The following is a 22,705-nucleotide window of genomic DNA, read 5'->3' on the forward strand; positions in this document are numbered from 1 at the left end:
TGACCGGAGAGAAAGTCGTAACGAAGAACGACTTTTGCGAGTAAAAGCGAAGCGTTAGGAGCATAGCTGCCTTATTTTCTGCAAAGAACGCAGAAATACGGCTAATCGAACTCTTCGTGGTTCGATTGGCTGAGATCGAGCCCGCGGAAAGCGTCCGCCTGAAGCGCATGTCAACACCGTCTATTAGATTTCTATCACGATTAAACTAAATGAAAAGAGGAGATTATATGACGTGGTTAACACATGAACAGAAGACACAGAAGGAATTAGGGGAGAGGTTTCTTGAACTAATCCAAGCGCCGGATATTTTGAAAATCATGGGCACGCATGACGGCATGTCTGCATTGATTGCACAAAAAACGGGCTTCCAAGCACTTTACCTATCAGGGGCTGCTTTCACCGCAAGTCGTGGATTGCCTGATCTAGGAATCTTACATTCCCAGGAAGTTGCAGAGCGAGCGCGTGAATTGACGAGGGCTACTAGCATGCCATTACTTGTGGACATAGACACGGGTTTCGGCGGAGTTTTGAATGTAGCTCGAACAGCTAGAGAAATGGTCGAAGCGAACGTTGCAGCTGTTCAATTGGAGGACCAAGACCTACCTAAAAAGTGTGGACATTTGAATGGGAAAAAACTAATCTCTGCTGAAGAGATGGCTGCTAAAATCCGCGCCATTAAAGAAGTTGCACCCACTCTTGTTCTAGTTGCACGCACGGATGCTCTTGCGGTAGAAGGTCTTGATGCAGCTGTTGAACGACTGAAGTTATATGTAGAAGCTGGCGCAGATGCGTTATTCCCAGAAGCGCTTACAACAGAAGACGAGTTCCGTCATATGGCTTCTCAATTTGACGTTCCTTTGCTTGCAAACATGACGGAGTTCGGCAAAACGGATTACTATACAGCAGAACAGTTCCAAAACTTCGGATACTCCATGGTCATTTATCCCGTAACTTCACTTCGCGCTGCCGCGAAAGCAGTCGAGCGTGTCTGCCAAGAAATTTTTGAAAAAGGAACACAAGCAAACGTATTAGATTCCATGCAAACACGACGTGAGTTATACGAAACGATCGGACTGGATGACTACGAAACGCTCGATGGTAAAATTGCGAGAACCATTATTCCAGAGTGAATATAAGGAGGAGTTTGATGAAGCAGCGAGCAGTACCGTGTGTTGTCTATCGTGGAGGCACGAGTCGAGGGTTGTTTTTTAAAGAATCCGATTTGCCAACTTCCCGTGATGAGAGAAATCACATTTTCATGACGGCAATTGATGCCTACAATCCTTCTCAAGTGAATGGTCTTGGAAGTGGGACTTCTCATACGAGCAAAGTAATTACAGTGCGCCCGTCTGAGCGGGCGGATGCGTGTTTAATTTATACCTTTTATCAAGTGGGAATTGGACAAGCGATTGTCGATGCGGAAGGGACCTGCGGAAACTTGATGGCAGCTGTCGGAGCGTATGCTGTAGATGAAGGCTACGCGGAATGTCTATCCGGAAACGACTTCGTTGAGGTAACGGTGTTTAATGAGAACATCGAGAGGTTAATCCAACTAAACGTCCCAGTGGAATCGGGACGTGCTCAAGTGGAAGGAGATTACTTGATGCCTGGACTGGTCCATCCAGGGGCTCGCGTAGGTGTTTCAATTTTATCACCTGGTGGTGGAAAGACGGGAGACACGTTTCCAATAGGACGCAGAACAGAGCTAACTGTAGCCGGACAGAAAATTGTAGCAACGTTTTCTGACGTGGTGAATCCGTTCGTGTTCGTCCATTCTGAGACTTTTGGTTATACAGGTGCAGGTTCGAATACTGTATTAGGCACGGACTCTGAACTGCTGGAGCTGCTTGAAACGATCCGTGTAGCAGGTGCGGTTGCATCAGGTATGGCGGTTAGTTCGGAGATTGCAAGTCAAGTTCCTTCTATTCCAAAGGTTGCCCTTGTTTCTGCTCCGTGTGACTATGTGACAACTTCGGGGAAAACAATCCATGCTGAAGAAGTTGATATTATCGCCAGAATGATTTCTATGGGGAAGTTCCATCGTACGTTTGCAGGGAGTGGTCTCTATAATTTGGCAGCCATGACGCTTCTTGAGGGAACGGTTCCACATGACTGCTCAAGGAAGACAGTTCTGGGAATTGACAATGGAACCAAAAGATTGGTTCGCATAGGCCATCCAGATGGAGTAGCTGAAGTAATGGTTGAGTTGACGAAAGATGGTTCCGATGTTTCGGCAGTTGGACTAGACCGGACTGCAAGAAGGATTATGGATGGACAGTGTTATGTGCCGGATTGGACGTAATAGACAAGGGGTGATTAGATGAAACCTTCAAATCGTTGGAATCGAACAACTGCACAAGCGGAACTCCTGGTAGAGGGGAAGCGATATTCCTTCGTGTCGCTTACAAAACTTGAAGAACTCGGATTTTCTAAAATTGGCAGGCTCCCTCATACAATTCGACTATTGTTAGAAGCTGCACTTCGTCATGCGGACGGGACGTATATTACAGAAACACATATTCGTGAACTTGCAGAATGGACTGATGCAAGAGGAGGAAGTGAAACACCATTTAAGCCTTCTCGAATTGTCTTTCAAGACTTTACAGGTATCCCCGCTATCGTCGATTTGGCTTCTATGCGTGACGCCGTTGCAGATCGAGGCGGTGATCCAAAACGCGTGAATCCACAGATCCCTGTAGATCTTGTCATTGATCACTCAGTTATTATCGAACACGCAGGAGATGAAGAAGCTTTTGACCGAAATCTCGCAATTGAATATGAGCGAAACGGTGAGCGGTATTCGTTTGTTCGATGGGCACAAAAGAGTTTTGAAAACTTCAATGTCGTTCCTCCTTCAAATGGAATTGTTCATCAAGTGAACTTAGAGTACTTAGCGACAGGTGTTAGAACGGAAGAACACGATGGAGCGCAGTGGGTGTATCCAGATTCTTTAGTTGGAACAGATTCACATACTCCGATGATCAATGGAATCGGGACAATCGGCTGGGGGGTTGGAGGGATAGAAGCAGAAGCGGCAATGCTTGGACAACCGTTGTATTTCACAGTTCCCGATGTGCTAGGAGTAAAACTTTCGGGTTCTTTGAAAGAAGGCGTTACAGCAACTGATCTGGCATTGACGGTCACTGGGATACTCCGAAAGAAAGGCGTTGTCGGGAAGTTCGTGGAATTTTTCGGAGAAGGCGTCCGGAGGATTCCTGTAACGGACCGTGCAACGATTGCCAATATGGCTCCTGAATACGGGGCAACGATGAGTTTTTTCCCCTCCGATGCACAAACAATGGAGTATTTTAGACAAACTGGTCGTGATGAAACGGTGCCACTAACGGAAGCTTATTTACGTGCGCAAAACTTGTTTGTGGATGAACTCTCAAAAAATCCGATATTCACGGAAACTCTAGAAATCTCTTTAGATTCGATTGAGCCGACAGTGAGCGGACCAAAACGCCCCCAGGACACAAGTGCATTATCGGATATGAAACAAGAATTCCAAGAAGTTTTAGTGAAACCAGTATCTGCGGGAGGATATGGAGTAGGTGAAGCAGCTCTTGCAAAAGGCGATAAGTTGCGTAATGGCTCGGTTGTGTTAGCTTCGATTACGAGCTGTACGAACACATCGAATCCGTCTGTCATGATGATGGCAGGGTTACTTGCGAAAAACGCAGTGGAGAAGGGGCTAATGCCACCAGCTTACGTGAAGACGACGTTATCTCCTGGTTCCCGTGTTGTCACCCGTTATTTGGAGAAGGCGAATTTACTTCCCTCACTTGAACAACTTGGCTTTTGGGTGGATGGTTACGGTTGTGCGACTTGTTGTGGAAATAGCGGATCACTGCTACCGGAAGCAGAAGCTGCGATTGCAGCTAACGAGTTGGTAGCTGCTTCTATTTTAAGCGGGAATCGTAACTTTGAAGGGCGTGTACATCCGCTTATCAAGGCAAATTATTTGGCATCCCCACCTTTAGTCGTCGCGTTCGCTCTAGCAGGCCGCATCGACATTGATTTTACGAATGAACCGATAGGCATTGACCCGTCCGGAACGTCTGTGTTTCTATCGGAACTATGGCCAACCGCTGAAGAAGTTGAAAGCGTCATTGCTACTTCCATTGACGCTGACTTGTTCCGTGATGAGTACTCTTCGATTTATTCCAATGAAACATGGGAAGCCATTCCGTCATCAGAAGGCATGCGTTACGATTGGGATGAAACCTCAACGTATATTCAGCGTGCTCCTTATTTTGACAGTGCTGAAGAAATTATTTCAATAGAAGAACAAACTCAAGACATGGTGCCGTTGCTCGTGCTTGGAGATTCCATTACGACGGATCACATTTCTCCAGCAGGACACATTCCGTTACATAGTGAAGCAGGTAAATTTTTATCTTCACAAAGCATTGGTCCGCGCGAATTTAACAACTATGGGGCTCGGCGAGGGAATCATCATGTCATGATGAGGGGAACTTTTGCAAATATTCGGCTGAGAAATAAGCTTGTCGATGGAAAGGAAGGCGGCTTCACCGTCCATCGAAAAACGAAGGAAACAGTTAGTGTGTTTGAAGCGTCAGAACGGTATCGTAAAGAAAATCGCAATCTAATTGTGATTGCGGGCAAAGAGTATGGTACGGGAAGTTCAAGAGACTGGGCTGCGAAAGGAACGACTTTGCTTGGTGTGAAAGTTGTGCTCGCAGAAAGTTTTGAACGGATCCACCGCAGTAATCTTGCAGGGATGGGCGTGTTGCCAGTGCAATTTGCAGATGGATTAAGTGCAGCTGAGCTCGGATTGGACGGAATGGAAACGTATTCACTTCAAGAAGTTCGTCAAACGAATTTCCAGCCTGGCCAGCGGGCAATGATGCAAGCACTTCGCATGGACGGAAGTGAAGTCCGATTCCCAGTCATCCTTCGAATTGATAACGCGATTGAAAAGGATACGTATTTACAAGGAGGTATTTTACCAGCTATGGCTAAGAAGTTGTCTTATTGAGATAACTACGAAAGCATTGAAAAATACACTTGAGGCACCTGGTTCTTTACAGGTGTCTTTTTGTGTTTGATAAGTACGTGTGGTAACTAAAATATCCATTCAAGGAAGCTGTATAATTTTGTAGACTTTTCCATAAAAGTAATTATGATAGAAAGTAGCGAAGGGAATTCAAGTACATAGAAGTGTGATTTCAGAAGAATAGAAAGAGGGGATTCTATTGACGGAATTTATGACAGGTTTTTTATCAGGAATTTTGATCTATACAAAAATACCAATATTTTACGTGTTAATTGGATTAGTAGTTCTGAGAATGATTTATAAACTCAAACGACCTGCAATTAAAGGGGCTATCGGTGAGTGGAAGGTAAATCGAAAACTTGCAAAACTAGGGGATGACTATCGTGTTTTTGGAGATCTCTATGTCCTTAAAGTGGAAGGTGGCCACACCCAGGTTGACCACGTTGTCACTTCACGGAAAGGGGTTTTCGTCATTGAGACAAAGCATTACAGCGGGTGGATTTTTGGCAGTGATCGTCATAAGAACTGGACGCAAGTCATTTATAAACGGAAAGAGAAAATGTATAATCCGATTTGGCAAAACTTTGGTCATATACAGTCACTAAGGAGCTATTTGAACAATGAAGATCTGGACATGCATTCCATTATCACGTTTTCCAGTGATGCAACATTCAAATTCAAAGAGCCTTTCGAGACCGCACATGTAATTCACGTGAATGAGTTGGAAAAAGTGTTTGGAAAATATGAGGATATAGTAATGAGTGAGGGTGAGCTGAAGAAAATCAATGACTCACTAGAGCAATTAATTTTCACGGATAAACAAGAGAAAAAAAGAGTGAAGCAAGCACATTTAAAATCTGTGAAAAGTAAGCAAACTTCACAGGAAACTCAAAAGTCGAAGGTACCTAAATCTAAACTAAGAACTACTAAGAGCGTAAGTGAAAAAACGGAAACGGTGGTGAGTTTGAAAACTCCAGTAGACACTGCAACAAAAACAAGTTCTCCCGGAGGTTGTCCGCGCTGTGGGAGTGAACTCGTTCAACGCAAGGGGAAGTTTGGCGAGTTTGTGGGGTGTAGTGCTTATCCGAAGTGTCGATATACGTTGAAGAAGGAAGCGTAAAAGCACTGACTCTTCCTATTAAAAGATTTCCTCATTTAATCTATAACGTTTATCTCTGATCACAGTTTATTCTTATAAAAGGGGGAAGAATCATTGGAATACATACAAAATATGCGTAAGTTGATTGGACACGAAACACTCTTTACCGTTGGATGTGGCGTAATGATTGTTCAAAATGACGAACTGCTATTGCAACACCGCATTGATGAAGATAGCTGGTGTATTCCTGGGGGTGTCATGGAATTAGGAGAAACCTTTGAAGAAACTGCTAAACGGGAGGCACTTGAAGAAACAGGATTGTCAATCGATCGGATGGAGCTTTTTGGAATGTATTCCGGAGAAGATTGTTATGCCGAATACAGCAATGGAGACAAAGTCTACAGTGTCCAGGTGATTTTTAGTGCACATTCAATTACCGGAAAGTTGCTCCAAAAAGGCGAAGAAAGCAGGTAGCATCGTTTCTTTGCTCCACATAATTTACCGGATAATTTAAATTCAAGACAAAAATCGTTTATCTTAGATTGGGCTAAAGGAACAAAACTACCGGTTATACGGTAGTCATTTTCTATAACTTTCTTCAATGTTTCATCTCTCGTACTCAAAGGTACTTGAATAACAAACACTTATAAAGGATGAAACGTATGAACATTTATACGATCGGACACTATTCGCACACCAAAGAAGAATTCATTGGTCTCCTGAAACAAGAGGGGATTGAAAAACTCGTTGATATACGAGCTTTCCCAGGAAGCCGTAAATTCCCATGGTTCGCCAAAGAAAAAATGGCCGAATGGTTACCTGAATCAGGGATCGACTATGAGCATATTGAAGAACTTGGCGGCAGACGACAGTCCTCACAACTCGTCTCTCCCTTGTTGAATGATGGCTGGCAAAATCAGTCCTTTCATAACTACGCGGATTATACGTTATCGAATTGTTTTCAAGATGGTGTGAAGAGGTTGACTGAAGTCGCTTCTGAAAAACGTACAGCGTATTGCTGCTCAGAACGGCACCCTGCGCGTTGTCATCGATTGATCATTAGCAACTGGCTCACCATCCATGATTGGGATGTCACTCACATTGTTCCGAAAAGCGATGGTACAGGGGAATTGGCTCCCCATGAACTAGGAAAATGGGGAGCGATGCCGATTGTTGAGGAAGATCAAACTGTTGTATATCCGAAATTAGACTAACTACCACATGTAAACAGCCCTTCAGTCTAACAGTCTTAATAAGAGGCTGTTTTTTCTGTGTCTTAATAACCACACTGAAATTTCTAAAAATAGAACTGAGGTCTTGCCTGAATTCTTTTAATATTACTATAAAGACGCATAGTCGTATGTATAAGGGAGTGGTACGCTTAGATTGAAATTAGAATTCTACCAATAGATGGTTAGATTCTTCTGTTGAGCGAATTCATTCCAACGAGGAGTGTGAGGCAATGCACGGTCGAACGGGGAAGAAATGGTTAAACTCATTGATGGCTACAACACTTGTAGCAGGGCTAGTTGCACCAGTAGCTCCAGCTTATGCAGCAGAAGCAACAGTTGTAAAAGCAGCCGACTTACTGATTTCCGAGTATGTGGAAGGCACCGGATTCAACAAAGCAATTGAACTGTACAACGGGACAGGGGCTACCATTGATTTGAGTGGATATTCTGTTGAGCTCTATGCAAACGGAGCAGTTGTGCCGACGAACAAACTAGAGCTGTCAGGAACACTTGAAGAGGGAAAAACGTACGTCATTGTGCATAACCAAGCATCAGTCGAACTTAAAGCCAAAGCCAATATGGAAATCGGAAGCGTCACAAACTTCAATGGCGATGATGCCATCGTATTGAAAAAAGGGAATGCTGCAATCGACTCATTTGGACAAGTCGGTGCTCGAGAAAATTGGGGGACTGATGTAACGCTCGTTCGAAACGCGAATGTCACAAAAGGCGATGCGGTTGTGGATGATGCATTTGATCGGACGAAAGAGTGGACGGTTTATCCGAAAGATACGTTTTCTCATCTAGGGACCCACGAGTTGGATGGGTCTGGTTCTACGGACCCGGAAGAGCCTGAAGTACCAGTAGACGTTGTGTCCATTAAAGATGCACGTGCATTGCCAGCTGGGGATAAAGCGACAGTGAAAGGGATTGTCGCTGCAACACTTAAAAACACAATTTCAATTCAAGATGAAACTGGAGGAATCGCAGTTCGTCCAACGAGTTTAGCAGTTTCTGTCGGGGATGAAGTGACGGTGACTGGGAAGCTTGTCGACTATCGAGGGTTATTACAATTGGACGAAGCGGCAGTTGTTGAGAAGGTCGCGGGAACTAAGCCTATTGCGAAAACAGTAACTGGAGAAGCAATTGGCGAAGAGATTGAATCCCAACTGGTCACAGTGAATAATGTAACGCTTTCTGACAAAGAAGCAGGTCCAGGATGGGCTAACTTCATTGCCACAGATGGAACTGAATTCACGGTTCGGGATGAAAATGATAGCCTTGGTTTGCAAGCAGGCATGACATATGACTCCATCACAGGGATTGTTCAGCAATTTGATGATGTCTATCAAGTAATTCCGCGCGGTCCATCAGATGTTATTGCGGATGCCACAGTCGTGCAACCTGTTGTTGCAAATCCAGGAAGCGGGACGTTTGTTGAGAGTGCGAACGTGACATTGACGACTGGAACAGTGGACGCAGAAATTTTATATACACTCGATGGGACAGACCCAATCGAGAATGGCGCAACGTATGCAACGCCGCTGAAAGTCACTGATAACGTCCAGTTGAAAGCAGTTGCAAAAACGGAAGATGGACGGACAAGTGCTGTTCAAACGTTTGACTATACCATAACGGATGCACTGCAAATCCATGACATTCAAGGAGCCGGTCATGAGTCGCCATTTGCAGGACAAGTTGTAGACGGCGTTCAAGGGATTGTGACGTACAAATACGAACTGCAAGGTTCAACGTATTATCACATTCAAACACCGGATAACAAACGAGATGGTGATTTGAATACATCTGAAGCAGTCGTCTTATATAGCGGACGTGATGCGTGGAACTTGAAGAAAGGTGATTTGGTTTCCGTAACGGGACAAGTGAGTGAGTACGCGATTGATGGATTCTCTGACCGTCAAGAGACGGATTTGAAAACGACGCAAATCAACGTTCGGGAAGACCGCGGCGGCGTTGTATCCGTTGTGGATCGTAATGTTGAACTTCCTACACCGTTCGTTATTAATGAAACGAACTTGCCAAAAGATAAAATTCTTAGCGAAGGTCTAAAAGAATTCAATCCAGCGAAATATGCAGGCGATTTCTGGGAGAGCCGTGAAGCAATGCTCGTTGAAGTGGGGAATGTGAAAGCTGTCGCACCTCAGCAGAACGGGGATCTGGCAACTGTGTTAGAAACTCGTAAGACAGAAACGAAAAATGGCGGAATCTTGTTGAAGAAAGATGCTCCAAATGCAGATCTTGTACAATTTCGTATGGAACCAAACGGTCCAGCACGCGATTTTGAAGTGGCCACAGGTGATATGTTCAAAGGGCCTACTGTTGGAGTTGTTGGTTACTCCTATCAAAACTACAAGATTTACGTTGGACTCGATGACATGAAAGCGAAGTTTGTAAAAGGGAAGGCAGTTCCTGAAACGACAACAATTGTGAAGGATAACGAAAAGTTAGCAATTGCTTCGTACAACTTGGAAAACTTCTCGAACAATACAAAAACGACTTCTGCTGATAAAGCGAAGAAGTTGGCTCGTGCTTTCGCTGTGGATATGCAAAGCCCAGATATTGTGGGTGTTACTGAAGTTCAAGACAATAACGGTCCAGATGCGGGTGGTCCTGAGGCTAATCAAAGTTACGAGCGTCTAATACAGGCGATTGTAGAAGCAGGCGGCGTGAAGTATAAGTATGTCAACATTGACCCCGTAAATAACCAAGATGGTGGACAGCCGGATGCTAATATCCGAGTTGGCTTCCTGTACAATCCCGAGCGTGTTTCATTGAAAACAGGGGCACCTCATGGGGATGCAGTCACAGCTGTCGGGTATGAGAATGGTAGTTTGACGGTCAATCCAGGGCGAATCGAACCTACAAATGAAGCGTTCACTAGCAGTCGAAAGCCCCTGGCAGCAGAGTTCACGTTCCAGGGTGAGGATGTCATCCTCATTGCAAATCACTGGAATTCTAAAGGTGGAGACACACCATTATTTGGTTCAGTCCAGCCACCTGTGTATAAGAGTGAAATCCAGCGTAAAAAAATTGCACAACTTGTGTATAACTTCATCGATGATGTGAAGACGAAAAACCCGGATGCAAATATTGTATCGCTTGGCGATTTTAATGACTTTCAATTTACAGATGCGCTTAAGATCCACGAAGGTGAATTGATGACGAATCTTGTGAATAAAGTTGAAGAATCGGATCGCTATTCATATGTGTATCAAGGGAATTCTCAAGTGCTTGATCATGTACTTGTGTCGAACAATTTAGCAGAAGCTGCAGAAATTGATATGCTACATGTGAACGCAGATTATACGGATATGGCGGGCCGCGCGAGCGATCATGATCCAGTACTCGTACAGCTAGCGTTGAAGACAAAGAGCGAGCCTGACCCATTTGAGTGGGAAAAGGTGCCGGTTAGTAAGTATTACTTGTTATTGAATTACAAAAAGCCAAGTTTGACAGTCGATGCAAAAGGATCTTCGATTACGATGGATTATCGTTCTCGCGTAACGAATGGAATTACGTTGACGGGTCAGTATGCAATATTAAGCGGACTAGGCTTTGCGAATAATAAACTTATTTTGAAACCGACTGAAAAAGGCTTAACTGTTGATACGAAGTGGACGGTTCAAGGCAATGTCGTTGTCGACGGAACGAATCCGCTGCGTATTTATGGAGCTGAAAACGTTTTGAAGATTAGTTATGTGAACGGTGCAAGTGCTGCAAACGTGGAGTTCTATGACCGCTTTGGTCGTAAACTTACAAAGCCCGGCATCCAATGGCCGTGGTCTGGATTAGCAAGCTGAATAGTTTTTAAGGATAGGACGATACCTGCGGGTATCGTCCTTTTTTGCATTGTCGATCAGATGGGGGGTCCGACAGATTGGGTTGATTGTCGGACATTTATGGTGAATTCTCGATCACATCTAGTAGTTTGTCCGACACATAGCGAAATTTCTCGATAACGGGGCACAATTTAAGTGCGGAAAGGGATTAATTGGTAGCGCTGCGCTTGTTTAGGGAGGGGCTATCCCATGATGAACGTGGCTACCAAGTTGTCCAACAGAGCAGGTTGATTGTCGGACACTTATGGTGAATTCTCGATCACATCTAGTAGTTTGTCCGACACTTAGCGCGATTTCTCCGACACATGGCGAAGTTTCTCGATAACGGGACACAATTCAAGTGCGGAAAGGGATTAATTGGCGGCGCTGCGCTTGTTTAGGGAGGGGCTATCCCATGATGAACGTGGCGCGCAAGTTGTCCGACAGAGCAGGTTGATTGTCGGACACTTATGGTACATTCTCGATCACATCGAGTAGTTTGTCCGACACTTAGCACGATTTCTCCGACACATAGCGAAGTTTCTCGATAAAGGGACATAATTCAAACGCGTAAAGGGATTAATTGGCGGCGCTGCGCTTGTTTAGGGAGGGGCTATCCCATGATGAACGTGGCGCGCAAGTTGTCCCACAGATTAGGTTGATTGTCGGACACTTATGGTACATTCTCGATCACATCGAGTAGTTTGTCCGACACTTAGCGAAGTTTCTCGATAAAGAGACACAATTCAACACAAAAAAGCAGCCCCTCAATAATAATAAGGCTGCAGATAACTAATTTTTAAGAATGAGACAAAAATCCATGCTGACCCGCTGTCCACAAATCGCGAAACGCACGATTTACAGGAGAAGTTTCCAACACAGCCTGCATGCCTAGTCGGCGGAACAACTGGACCGCACAATCCGTTGCGATATTTGAGCTTTCCATGCATACAGCCGAAAGCTGATCAAGTTCATGATCGTCAAGCCTACCATTCAGGTGCATGTCCCAACGACGGTCGATGGCAGTATGAAAGAGTTGTTCAGCATCGTTAAAACGTGTTTGTTGTTCCTGCAGTAACCGCACTGTTCCAGCAATCTTTTCTGCATTCCAGCGGGACTTTGCGTGTTCTATGAACGAATAGGCTTCTTCTAAAAATCGTGCACCTAGTCCTAGACAAACAGCGGCAAATGAGACTTGTGAAAATTGAACGAATGGAAACGAATGGAAACGAATGAACAGGTAGACCGAGTGTGTTCTGGGTTTCTACGATTGAAAAAGTCCGGTCGTGTGGTACAAATGCACCTTTTACCCGGATCGTATGACTTCCTGTTCCTTTCAGTCCAAATGCATTCCAGTCTTCTATGACTTCAACTTGGTCTGGCATGAATATACACGCGCGCATTTCCTCTGTTTCTTGGCCATCGCGCCAAATAATAGTATTTGCAGTAAACATGGATGCATACGGGGCGCCACTACAATAGCGCCACTCACCCGTAACGTGATAACCGTCTTGATACGCATGCGCTACACCAGTCGCATATCCGCTACCTGCAATGACAGCATTTACTGGAGAATACAGTTCTTTTGCTTGCGTCTTAGTCATGTTTTCTAGAAATAAATTTCCTCCTGACCCGATTGTCGTTAACCAGCCAAATGAACCGTCTTCAAAAGAAGTGTCCTGGAAAACACGAGCAGCTTCGGGTAATGAGAGTGCTCGACCCCCTAACTCTTTCGGCAAAAATAGTTTGAATAACTGTTCTTCATAAGCAACTTGCAATAAGCCTTCAGGCAATGTGCCTCTCTGCTCAATTTCTGGCGAAGCAGTGCGAATAATTTTTGAAAGATCTTCAGATAACATAACAATCATCCTTTCTAAAAATAGTCTGTAAAAAAGAAGAGTGGAAGCGCTATCAACAAGCTGTCTGTTCTATCACTTCTATTCCCTATACGACAGGGATGTAAAGGGTTACAAAGATTTAAAATTAGTAGCAAAAGACATTGGAACTATCAGACAACTGTGGTATGTTTGAGTTGTATGAAAACTAAAGGTTGAAAGGGAGATGTTAATGTCATTGTTTAAAAGAATCGGCTTCAGTTTTCTTGTCGTTTTGCTGACCCTTGGTAGTTTAATTATACCTCAAGGAGCAAGCGCTGCTAAGTCAAATGAAGCAACTAGAGGAGAATTCGTCCAACAAGTTGTACAAGCACTTAATTTACCTACGAGCGATGGTTCAACGCTCAAATTTACAGATGTCGACAAACAGTTGGCCCCTTATGTGGAAGCCGCAGTGAAAGCAGGGTTGGTTCACGGACGTTCTGCAACAAAGTTTGACACAAACGGTTCACTCACTCGTGAACAGGCGTTTGTTATATCAGCACGTGCTGCAAAGACAGATAAATCTTATCCGATGACCCTCCTTGACCGTTTTAAGGACAAGCGAGACTTCGGTGCTTCGTTGCGTCCAGAAATGGTGAAAAGCATCGGTTTAGGTCTGATGAAAGGATATTCAGACCACACAGCAAAACCGCAACAAGCAGTGATGAAAAATGAAATGCGCGCAATTGTAAATCGTTTAGTAAAAATTAGTCAACAATACCCAGGTCAAACGCCAGGGACTGATGAAGCGACAGTATCCCTTCGTGTAATGGGGACAACTGATCTTCACATGAATCTGGTGAACTATGATTACTACCAGGATACGAAGGTTGAAGACTACGGACTAACTAAAGTAGGTGTATTGGTTGATGAAGCTCGAGCTGAATCAGAAAACACACTTATGTTCGACAATGGAGATTTAATCCAAGGGACTCCACTCGGTACATATAAAGTGAGTGTAGATCCGTTGAAAAAGGGTGAAGTACACCCTGCGTTTGCAGCTATGCAAGCACTTGACTATGATGTGATGTCTCTAGGTAACCACGAGTTTAACTACGGTCTGGAATATCTAGACCAAGTAATCGATGAGTCCGGTTTCCCTGTCATTAACGCAAACGTATACGATGCGAAAACAGGAAAAAACCGATACAATCCCTACATTGTAATGGATAAAGAAGTAACAGATTCTAAAGGCGCAAAACATACACTGAAAGTTGGTGTTATCGGAGTTGTAGCCCCAGGAATTCTTCGCTGGGATGGCGCAATTCTTGATGGAAAAGTGACTGTAGAAGATGGCTCAGATACAGTTAAGAAGTTCTTGCCTCAAGTTCAAAAAGAAGGCGCTGATGTTGTATTCGTAATTGCTCACTCAGGAATCGGTGATGAAGTTCATGAGCAAGGCGAAGACGATATTACATGGCAAATTTCTGAAATTGACGGAGTTGATGGAGTTCTAACTGGACACAACCACGCATTGTTCCCTGGGGACTTTGCAGACACGAAAAATGCAGACCAAGAGGCTGGTACGTTAAACGGAACTCCTGTCGTTATGCCAGGTAAGTTCGGCAGTCACCTAGGCTTGCTCGATTATGAATTGAAAATGGAAAACGGCAAGTGGAAAGTCCTATCTGGAAAAGGCTCACTCCGTGCAGTCCACAAAGATTCAGAAGAAATAAATCAAGATGTGATGAAGGCTGTTAAGGAAGCACACGAAGGAACACTTAATTACATCCGCACTCCGGTTTCTAAAACAACAGCACCGATCACAAGTTATTTCGCACTTGTGAAAGACGATCCATCGATTCAAATTGTTACAGAAGCACAGAAGCGTTATGTTGCAAGTCAGACTCCGGGTACAGAGTATGCAGACTTGCCTATTCTGTCTGTAGGCGCACCGTTTAAAGCGGGTGGCCGTTATGGATCTGATTACTATACAGATATCCCAGCAGGCGATATTGCTATTAAAAATATGGCTGACCTTTATGTATTCGACAACACCATTACAGGACTTGTCATGACAGGAGCCAATGTGAAGGAATGGCTTGAAATGTCAGGCGGACAGTTCAATCAAATTGATCCATCGAAGTCTGGTGAACAAAATGTATTGAACGAAAATTACAGATCATATTTGTTCGATGTGATTGATGGGGTTGAGTACGAATATGACGTGACTCAACCAAACAAGTATGATGGTGATGGAAAAGTAGTGAATGCCAATGCAAACCGAGTGAAAAACTTGATGTTTGACGGCAAGCCTATTGATCCAAAGCAGAAGTTCATTGTAGTGACGAACAACTATCGTGCAAGCGGGGATTTCCCAGGGGTGCGTAACGCGACAGATACAATTTCGTACCAATATGAAAACCGTGAAGCGATAGTCGACTACATGAAAGCAGTAGATCCAATCGATCCTTCTGCAGATGGCAACTGGTCCATTCAATCCGTGAGTGGAACAAACATGATCTTCGAAACATCTGAAAAAGGGAAGCAGCATATTGGTGATGATAGTCGTATTAAGTATGTTGGACCAACAAAAGATGGGTATGCGAAGTATGAATTGAAATAAGGGTAAGTTACTGGAGACGCACTCGCTGCGTCTCTTTTTTTTGATTTGTTAGCTAATAATAAGAGTTCTGAAACAGACATGATACTATATTATCTTAATATAATTTATAAATCAAAATTAATTTGTTCACCAAGTACTTTAAATATAAACAATCGAATTATTGAGCCGAAATTAAAGTGAAAGCTTTTACTACTATATAGAAATGAGAGATGCTTAGTGTCTATGGGGAAGAAGTTGTATGGTGGGTTTGGTTTGTTATTAATTGTAATTTTACTTTCATCATTCTACAGTTTTAGTCAAATTGCAAAAATAGAAAATGAATATAACTTTTTGTTAGAGAATCGTGTATCTCAAACTGTGCTGGCAAAAGACATCCAGACTGAAAGTGGTCTGCAAGGTGTGTACATTCGTGAGTATTTAATGCAAGGACGACAAAGTGATTTAGATAAATTCGATGAGCACTATGAAAAAATCAATAAATCCATTTCAAGCATGCAGCAACTAGCTAGTTCTGATGGAATGAAAAAATCATTGAGTGAAACTAAAGAGTTGAATACGAAGTTTTATGCGATTTCTCAAGATATTATTAAAATGACAAAAGAAGACGATTTAGAAGGCGCGATTCATCTAATGGATACTGAAATGCGTCCTATAAATGATGGACTTCGAGAAACATTAACTGAAATGATCAATTATCAAAACACACAATTAGGTATAGGGAATAAAAATGCTCTCAAGACAGCTAAAAATGCAAAACTAGGTTTACTTGGAGCCAGCCTCATTGCTTTAGTCTTATCTGCTATTATCGCTACAATCATTACCCGCAGTATTTCTAGACCCGTGACTTTGCTTTCGAAAGCAGTATCAGTTGTAGCATCTGGAAACTTGTCTGATGAGGATATTCATCTGAAATCAAAGGATGAACTGAATGATCTTGCGAATTCGTTTAATGAAATGAAGCAAAGCCTACGAACACTTATTGGTGGGGTGAATGATAACGCTCTGCATCTAACGGCATCCGCAGAAGAATTATCTGCGAGCACGTATGAAGTCTCCCAAACCTCTGAAGAAATGGCGAAGTCGATAGACTCTGTTGCTCAAGGTACACAATTATCTGCTTCTGCTGCAGGAGAAAGTTCAATTGCAATGGAAGAAACAGCTGTAGGCGTGCAACGTATTGCTGAATCTGCAACTCAACTTAACGACAGTGCTGAAAAAACGATGCATATCGCTACAGAGAGCGGTCAAACTATTGAAACAGCGAAAGAACAAATGGATATTATTTATCAATCATCCACTCAGACATCTGAGCTAATCCAACGGTTGAGCCACCAATCTGAAGAGATTGAAAATATTACGAATGTCATCACTGGAATTACAGAGCAAACCAACTTGCTGGCACTTAATGCTGCAATCGAAGCAGCTCGCGCTGGGGAGCATGGGAAAGGGTTCGCAGTCGTTGCAGATGAAGTTCGCAAACTGGCAGAGGAATCGAAGAAGTCCGCGAGTCAGATTGTTGAGTTAACGATGGCGATTCAGATGGATACGAAAAACGTGGAACAATCGGTCTCGGAAAGTATGGGGAATGTAGAACATGGTATCCGAGTCGTTGAAGACGCAGGCCGTACGTTCCTGGAGATCGTGAAAGCCGTTCAAATCATGTCTAATCAGATTGCAGAAATCTCCACAGCAACTGAACAGATTTCTGCAAGTGCTGAAGAAGTATCATCCTCTGTGAATGAAATAGCAGGTCAAGCTAGAAGCGCTTCTGCACAAACGGCACAGAACGCAGTGGCCATGGAGGAACAGATGGCAACAATTGAGGAAATCAATGCAGTAGCACAAGATTTGAGCAACAAAGCGGTGGATCTACAAGAAATGATTCAACAGTTTAGAGTATAATCCAGAAAGTAAAAGTCCTTTTGCCCAGTCAGATCAAACTGACTCAAGGACTTTTTTTATGAGATTCGAGAGAAAAACGAGTTTAATTAAAGAAAAAACCTTCACACTAATCCGGTGTTCCTGATCCCGGACACGAAAAAGCAGCTGTCTTCATTCGGACAGTTGCTTTTTCGTTAGGTGGAGGAACTAGGATTACGCCGCTTTCCTTGAATGGTTTGGCTATTGCGACATGTTAATGAATGAAACAAAGTAAGCTACGCTTATTCACTTCACACTTCAGTAAGTGAATAAACTCAGAACTTAGTTCTAGTTCCAGAGCTTTTACATACGATAGGATGAGCAGATCATCGGGGAGCCTGTTCACAAACACGACACCTTCTTCCTGCGTTGTTTTTATTCAATTTCCTCAAGTACGAGGAAAGCGGCTTGCTTCTAACTTATCAGATAACTAAATAAAGAACAACCGTTCGGTTATCCACATTCTTTAGTGGATAAAGTGTGGACAAGCTGTTAATAATAGCCAGCAGGTCTATTCCAATCGGTGTATAACGTGGAAAAGGTTATACACACTTGTGGACTGTGCGAATTTTGTCGAAAGGTTTTCTGGTTTCTTGAAAGAACATATTAAAACTTTTAAAAATTTTTATTGAAAAAACTGCGATGTGCAATATATCGCTTAGATAAAGCAATGTAAGCGTATACATTATCACTGTATATTCTAAATTGAAAAATTATTTCAAAAACATGGTTGACTCTTTATTTCTTTCGCTATATGATAACAACAATCTACTTCAGCGAAAGGTTGTTTGAATTACCTGGCTGTTGAAATTATTGTCCACCCGTTGGTGCCATTGTGAGGAGTGAGTTTCATTGAGAAGTGACATGATAAAGAAAGGTGTCGATCGTGCACCACATCGAAGTCTGCTATATGCGACAGGCGTCCGGTCGAGAGATATGGAGAAACCATTCATTGGAGTATGTAACTCATACATTGATATCATTCCCGGTCATATGCACTTAAACAAATTTGCGGAAGTCGTGAAAGAAGCGATTCGTGAAGCAGGCGGTATCCCGTTCGAGTTCAACACAATCGGTGTCGACGATGGAATTGCGATGGGACATATCGGCATGCGGTATTCATTGCCAAGTCGTGAACTCATTGCCGATTCTGCTGAAACAGTCATTAACGCACACTGGTTTGACGGTGTGTTCTACATTCCGAATTGTGACAAAATCACACCAGGTATGCTGATGGCGGCAGTTCGTACGAATGTACCTTCCGTATTCGTTTCAGGAGGTCCAATGGAAGGTGGGACTTCAGCTGACGGGAAGCCATTATCCCTCGTATCTGTGTTTGAAGGAGTCGGTTCTTACAAACAGGGAACTATGACAGCTGAAGAGCTGCTCGACATCGAACAAAGCGCGTGTCCAACATGCGGTAGCTGTTCAGGAATGTTTACGGCTAATTCGATGAACTCACTTATGGAAATGCTTGGTGTTACCGTGCCGGATAACGGCACAATCATCGCAACTTCGGATGAACGTCATCGGCTCATTAAAGAGGCGGCACAGCATCTCGTGAGAATGGTGAAAGAAGACATCAAACCAAGAGACATCATTACAAAAGAAACGATTGACGATGCGTTCGCACTCGATATGGCAATGGGCGGATCTACAAACACGGTCCTTCATACACTCGCAATCGCACACGAAGCTGAAATCGAGTACGATGTCCGTGATATTAATGAAGTCGCAAAACGGATTCCATATTTATCAAAAATCAGTCCGGCGTCCGATTATACAATGCACGACGTCCATCTGGCAGGTGGCGTCAGCGCCATTATAAAAGAGCTTTGCGAGATTGAAGGTGCGGTTCATCCAGATCGGATGACCATCACCGGAAAGTCACTCTATGAGAATGTCAAAGACCGGCCAATTAAAAATGATCAAGTAATCCGTCATAAAGAAAATGCGTATAGTCCAGTTGGAGGTCTTTCCGTTCTATTTGGAAATATTGCACCTGACGGCGGTGTCATCAAAGTTGGAGCGGTTGATCCTTCTATTAAAGAATTCAGAGGTGAGGCCATTGTCTTTGAATCTCAGGAAGCAGCTCAAGAGGGTATTGACGATGGTACTGTGCAAGCTGGCCACGTTGTAGTCATTCGTTACGAAGGTCCAAAGGGCGGACCTGGAATGCCTGAAATGCTTGCACCGACTGCAGCAATTGCAGGTCGTGGACTTGGAACAAAAGTCGCGCTCATCACGGATGGTCGATTCTCAGGTGCGTCACGAGGCATTTCCATCGGACACATTTCTCCGGAAGCAGCTGAAGGCGGTCCAATCGCCCTTGTGGAAAACGGGGATATCATTGCAATCGACTTAACCAATCGGACAATTGAATTGGAAGTCGATGTAGAAGAACTTGCAAAACGTAAAAGCCAATTGAAACCATTTGAACCGAAAATCAAAAAAGGGTATCTTGCCCGTTATTCTAAATTAGTGACATCCGCCAGTACAGGTGGAGTTATGAAAATTTAATAGATGAACTCGATGATGAGGTAAAAGTGTTTGGATCCTGCGTTCCCAGAGAGCCGGTGGTGCTGAAAACCGGTAATGCAGCCAACGCGATATCGCCTCGGAGTGAACAGCTGAACTAAGTAAGCTGTTTCGGGCAGTTGTGCCCGTTATGATAAAGGATGCGATTCAATCGCGTCCATGAGGCGGTGAACGTTACCGTAAACAAGGGTGGTACCATGAAAGCTTTTTCATCCCTTGCGCAATAATTTTTTGCGCGGGGAGAAAAGGCTTTTTATTTTTGAGTTAAATCGGATTCCCGATAACGCCATATAGAGATCGATGATGACAAGGAGAGATGCAAATGAGTACGGAATTGAAGTTAAATACGGCACCTGAAGTGAGGGAGAACGATGCGGCTCCAACGCGGCCAGCCAATGGAGCGGATGTACTGATCCGGTCCTTGAAAGAACAACAAGTTGAAATCATTTTTGGTTATCCAGGCGGTGCCGTACTCCCAATTTACGATGCACTGTATCAAAATCCTATCCAACACATTTTAGCCCGTCACGAGCAAGGGGCAATTCATGCTGCAGAAGGGTATGCACGAGTTTCTGGTAACCCAGGCGTCGTGATTGCAACTTCGGGTCCAGGCGCAACCAACCTTGTCACAGGTATTACAGATGCCATGATGGATTCTATTCCACTCGTTGTATTCACAGGCCAAGTCGCTAGTAGCGTCATCGGAACAGATGCTTTCCAGGAAGCGGATATCATAGGTATTACGCAACCCATCACGAAGCATAACTATCAAGTTAGTCGTGTGGAAGATCTGCCACGCATCATTAAAGAGGCCTTTCATATAGCCTCCACTGGCAGACCAGGACCCGTCGTCGTGGATATTCCGAAAGACATCGCCACAGCTTCTGCAGAAAATGTACCAGAAGCTCCAACTGAACTGTATTTACCAGGTTATCAGCCTACTGTTCATCCTAATTATCTGCAAATTCAAAAAACAATCGAATTACTCAAGCAAGCAAAGCAACCTGTGATTTTGGCAGGAGCTGGTGTGTTACACGCAAAAGCGACAGAACAATTGAAAGAATTTGCTGAAGTGAATCAGATTCCAGTTGCCAATACACTTCTAGGGTTAGGCAGTATTTCAGGGGATCACGAGCTCTTCCTAGGAATGGCTGGGATGCACGGAACGTACACCTCGAACATGGCAATCAGCGAATGCGATGTACTCATTAATATCGGCGCAAGGTTTGACGACCGATTAACAGGTAATCTAAAACGCTTTGCACAAAATGCTACGGTTGTTCATATCGATATCGACCCGGCGGAAATTGGGAAAAACGTACCTACTGCAATACCAATTGTAGCGGATGCAAAAGAAGCGCTCCTTGCATTATTAAAGCATCCAGCCTGTAAGCCAGACACCGAAGTTTGGTTAACGAAACTAGAGAGTCTGACTGAGAATTTCCCACTTTGGTATGTGGAGGACCCGGAGCATCTTCTTCCGCAACAAGCGCTTGAGTTAATCCACAAGATTACAGAGGGAGATGCAATTGTGACGACAGATGTCGGACAGCATCAAATGTGGACTGCTCAGTATTATGGACTGAATCATGCAGATCGCTGGGTAACTTCGGGAGGTCTTGGGACAATGGGCTTCGGATTCCCAGCAGCGATCGGAGCACAACTCGCAAAACCGGATGCACGTGTCATTGCAGTTGTTGGTGACGGTGGTTTCCAAATGACCGCACAGGAATTATCACTGCTGCAAGAACTACGAATTCCAGTGAAAGTCGTAATTTTGAACAACGAAGCACTCGGAATGGTACGTCAGTGGCAGCAAACGTTTTTCGAAGAACGGTATTCACAGTCATTAATTCCGATCCAACCAGATTTTGTGAAACTGGCAGAGGCTTATGATTTAAAAGGCTATCGAATTAGAAATGCGTCAGAAGCAGAAACGGTATTTACGGAAGCATTGTTATCCGATGAACCCGTTTTGATAGACTGTCGAGTAAAACGTATGGAAAACGTCTATCCGATGGTTGCACCGGGGAAAGGAATTCAAGAAATGATTGGAGTGAGTGCGCCATGAAGCGAGTCATTACAGTAACCGTTATTAACCAAAGCGGCGTGCTGAACCGAGTCACTGGATTGATGATGAAGCGGCAATTCAACATCGAAAGTATTACGGTTGGTCACTCGGAGCAATCGGGTATGTCAAAGATGACGTTTATCGTCCATGTGGAGGATGAGCAGAAAATCGAGCAACTCGTGAAACAGTTGCAAAAGCAAATTGACGTTATCAAAGTAAATGATATTACTGACAAGTCGATTGTGCTGAGGGAGTTGGCGTTAGTGAAAGTGACGTCGCCGCCGCATGCCAGGGGAGAGATGAACAGCCTGGTCGAACCGTTCCGGGCGACAGTCGTCGATTCTGGAAAGAACATCGTGACGTATCAAGTGACGGGGGATCCGGAAAAAATCGACGCATTCATTGCCTTGCTCAAGCCATATGGCATCAAGGAGCTCACACGAACAGGTACGGCAGCATTCGTGCGAGAAGTCCAAAAAGCTCCCTCTCCATTGTTATCGATTCTAAAATGATTTGTTTAGAGGACACTTTTGATACCAAGAA

15 protein-coding genes and 1 other annotated feature are annotated in these 22,705 nt (G+C 43.9%); of the genes, 12 read left to right on the plus strand and 3 right to left on the minus strand.

Annotated elements, in window-relative coordinates:
- Positions 1-227 precede the first annotated feature (227 nt).
- The 7 genes from prpB (at position 228) to DVB69_RS06660 (ending at position 11,172) form a co-directional block, all read left to right on the plus strand.
- Positions 228-1,130: a methylisocitrate lyase gene (prpB, locus tag DVB69_RS06630; protein ID WP_116017812.1), complete on the plus strand. Its 903-nt coding sequence runs from the start codon at positions 228-230 to the stop codon at positions 1,128-1,130.
- Positions 1,131-1,147: 17 nt separating this feature from the next.
- The gene (locus DVB69_RS06635) at positions 1,148-2,302 is read left to right on the plus strand and encodes a PrpF domain-containing protein (protein ID WP_116017814.1); all 1,155 of its coding nucleotides are present in this window, start codon (positions 1,148-1,150) and stop codon (positions 2,300-2,302) included.
- Positions 2,303-2,320: 18 nt separating this feature from the next.
- Positions 2,321-5,002, plus strand: a complete 2,682-nt coding sequence (acnA, locus tag DVB69_RS06640; RefSeq protein ID WP_116017816.1) for an aconitate hydratase AcnA — start codon at positions 2,321-2,323, stop codon at positions 5,000-5,002.
- 217 nt (positions 5,003-5,219) lie between these two features.
- Complete coding sequence (locus DVB69_RS17785) at positions 5,220-6,140, plus strand: NERD domain-containing protein (RefSeq protein ID WP_116017818.1); 921 nt, start codon at positions 5,220-5,222, stop codon at positions 6,138-6,140.
- Positions 6,141-6,233: 93 nt separating this feature from the next.
- Positions 6,234-6,593 carry an NUDIX hydrolase gene (locus DVB69_RS06650; protein ID WP_370452926.1) on the plus strand — a complete coding sequence of 120 codons (360 nt, stop codon included), beginning with the start codon at positions 6,234-6,236 and terminating at the stop codon, positions 6,591-6,593.
- Between the two features lie 188 nt (positions 6,594-6,781).
- Positions 6,782-7,333 (plus strand): DUF488 domain-containing protein, encoded by a 552-nt coding sequence (locus tag DVB69_RS06655; RefSeq protein WP_116017820.1) that lies wholly within the window; start codon positions 6,782-6,784, stop codon positions 7,331-7,333.
- 248 nt (positions 7,334-7,581) lie between these two features.
- Positions 7,582-11,172 carry a lamin tail domain-containing protein gene (locus tag DVB69_RS06660; RefSeq protein ID WP_116017822.1) on the plus strand — a complete coding sequence of 1,197 codons (3,591 nt, stop codon included), beginning with the start codon at positions 7,582-7,584 and terminating at the stop codon, positions 11,170-11,172.
- An 817-nt stretch (positions 11,173-11,989) separates the two neighbouring features.
- Here the strand turns inward: DVB69_RS06660 and DVB69_RS06665 are convergent.
- Together DVB69_RS06665 and DVB69_RS17790 are read right to left on the minus strand one after the other, a co-directional pair.
- Complete coding sequence (locus DVB69_RS06665) at positions 11,990-12,322, minus strand: acyl-CoA dehydrogenase family protein (RefSeq protein ID WP_233505348.1); 333 nt, start codon at positions 12,320-12,322, stop codon at positions 11,990-11,992.
- Positions 12,240-13,049, minus strand: a complete 810-nt coding sequence (locus DVB69_RS17790; protein ID WP_233505346.1) for an acyl-CoA dehydrogenase family protein — start codon at positions 13,047-13,049, stop codon at positions 12,240-12,242. Before DVB69_RS17790 ends, DVB69_RS06665 begins: the two co-directional genes overlap by 83 nt.
- A gap of 208 nt (positions 13,050-13,257) precedes the next feature.
- On the opposite strand from DVB69_RS17790, the gene DVB69_RS06670 reads away from it, so the two are divergent.
- Together DVB69_RS06670 and DVB69_RS06675 are read left to right on the plus strand one after the other, a co-directional pair.
- On the plus strand, positions 13,258-15,633 hold the full coding sequence (locus DVB69_RS06670; RefSeq protein ID WP_116017826.1) for a bifunctional 2',3'-cyclic-nucleotide 2'-phosphodiesterase/3'-nucleotidase: 2,376 nt from the start codon (positions 13,258-13,260) through the stop codon (positions 15,631-15,633).
- A 222-nt stretch (positions 15,634-15,855) separates the two neighbouring features.
- Positions 15,856-17,535 carry a methyl-accepting chemotaxis protein gene (locus DVB69_RS06675; RefSeq protein WP_255415303.1) on the plus strand — a complete coding sequence of 560 codons (1,680 nt, stop codon included), beginning with the start codon at positions 15,856-15,858 and terminating at the stop codon, positions 17,533-17,535.
- 232 nt (positions 17,536-17,767) lie between these two features.
- Here the strand turns inward: DVB69_RS06675 and sda are convergent, their stop codons facing one another.
- Positions 17,768-17,905, minus strand: a complete 138-nt coding sequence (gene sda, locus DVB69_RS06680; RefSeq protein ID WP_370452927.1) for a sporulation histidine kinase inhibitor Sda — start codon at positions 17,903-17,905, stop codon at positions 17,768-17,770.
- A 500-nt stretch (positions 17,906-18,405) separates the two neighbouring features.
- On the opposite strand from sda, the gene ilvD reads away from it, so the two are divergent.
- The 3 genes from ilvD to ilvN all read left to right on the plus strand — a co-directional run bounded on the left by ilvD (position 18,406) and on the right by ilvN (position 22,674).
- On the plus strand, positions 18,406-20,073 hold the full coding sequence (gene ilvD, locus DVB69_RS06685) for a dihydroxy-acid dehydratase (protein ID WP_116017830.1): 1,668 nt from the start codon (positions 18,406-18,408) through the stop codon (positions 20,071-20,073).
- 3 nt (positions 20,074-20,076) lie between these two features.
- Positions 20,077-20,311: a binding site (T-box leader), on the plus strand.
- A gap of 102 nt (positions 20,312-20,413) precedes the next feature.
- The gene (gene ilvB, locus DVB69_RS06690; protein WP_116017832.1) at positions 20,414-22,162 is read left to right on the plus strand and encodes an acetolactate synthase large subunit; all 1,749 of its coding nucleotides are present in this window, start codon (positions 20,414-20,416) and stop codon (positions 22,160-22,162) included.
- Entirely contained in the window at positions 22,159-22,674 is a 516-nt protein-coding gene (gene ilvN / locus DVB69_RS06695) for an acetolactate synthase small subunit (protein WP_116017834.1), read from the plus strand. Before ilvB ends, ilvN begins: the two co-directional genes overlap by 4 nt.
- Positions 22,675-22,705 lie beyond the last annotated feature (31 nt).

This window comes from Sporosarcina sp. BI001-red, from assembly GCF_003384035.1.
Lineage (GTDB): Bacteria > Bacillota > Bacilli > Bacillales_A > Planococcaceae > Sporosarcina.

Coding starts and splice junctions, on each gene's coding strand:
- DVB69_RS06655 (WP_116017820.1), top strand. CDS start 6,782: ATGAACATTTATACGATCGGACACTATTCGCACACCAAAGAAGAATTC.
- DVB69_RS06660 (WP_116017822.1), top strand. CDS start 7,582: ATGCACGGTCGAACGGGGAAGAAATGGTTAAACTCATTGATGGCTACA.
- ilvN (WP_116017834.1), top strand. CDS start 22,159: ATGAAGCGAGTCATTACAGTAACCGTTATTAACCAAAGCGGCGTGCTG.
- DVB69_RS06675 (WP_255415303.1), top strand. CDS start 15,856: ATGGGGAAGAAGTTGTATGGTGGGTTTGGTTTGTTATTAATTGTAATT.
- DVB69_RS06635 (WP_116017814.1), top strand. CDS start 1,148: ATGAAGCAGCGAGCAGTACCGTGTGTTGTCTATCGTGGAGGCACGAGT.
- acnA (WP_116017816.1), top strand. CDS start 2,321: ATGAAACCTTCAAATCGTTGGAATCGAACAACTGCACAAGCGGAACTC.
- DVB69_RS17790 (WP_233505346.1), bottom strand. CDS start 13,049: ATGTTATCTGAAGATCTTTCAAAAATTATTCGCACTGCTTCGCCAGAA.
- ilvB (WP_116017832.1), top strand. CDS start 20,414: ATGAGTACGGAATTGAAGTTAAATACGGCACCTGAAGTGAGGGAGAAC.
- prpB (WP_116017812.1), top strand. CDS start 228: ATGACGTGGTTAACACATGAACAGAAGACACAGAAGGAATTAGGGGAG.
- DVB69_RS06670 (WP_116017826.1), top strand. CDS start 13,258: ATGTCATTGTTTAAAAGAATCGGCTTCAGTTTTCTTGTCGTTTTGCTG.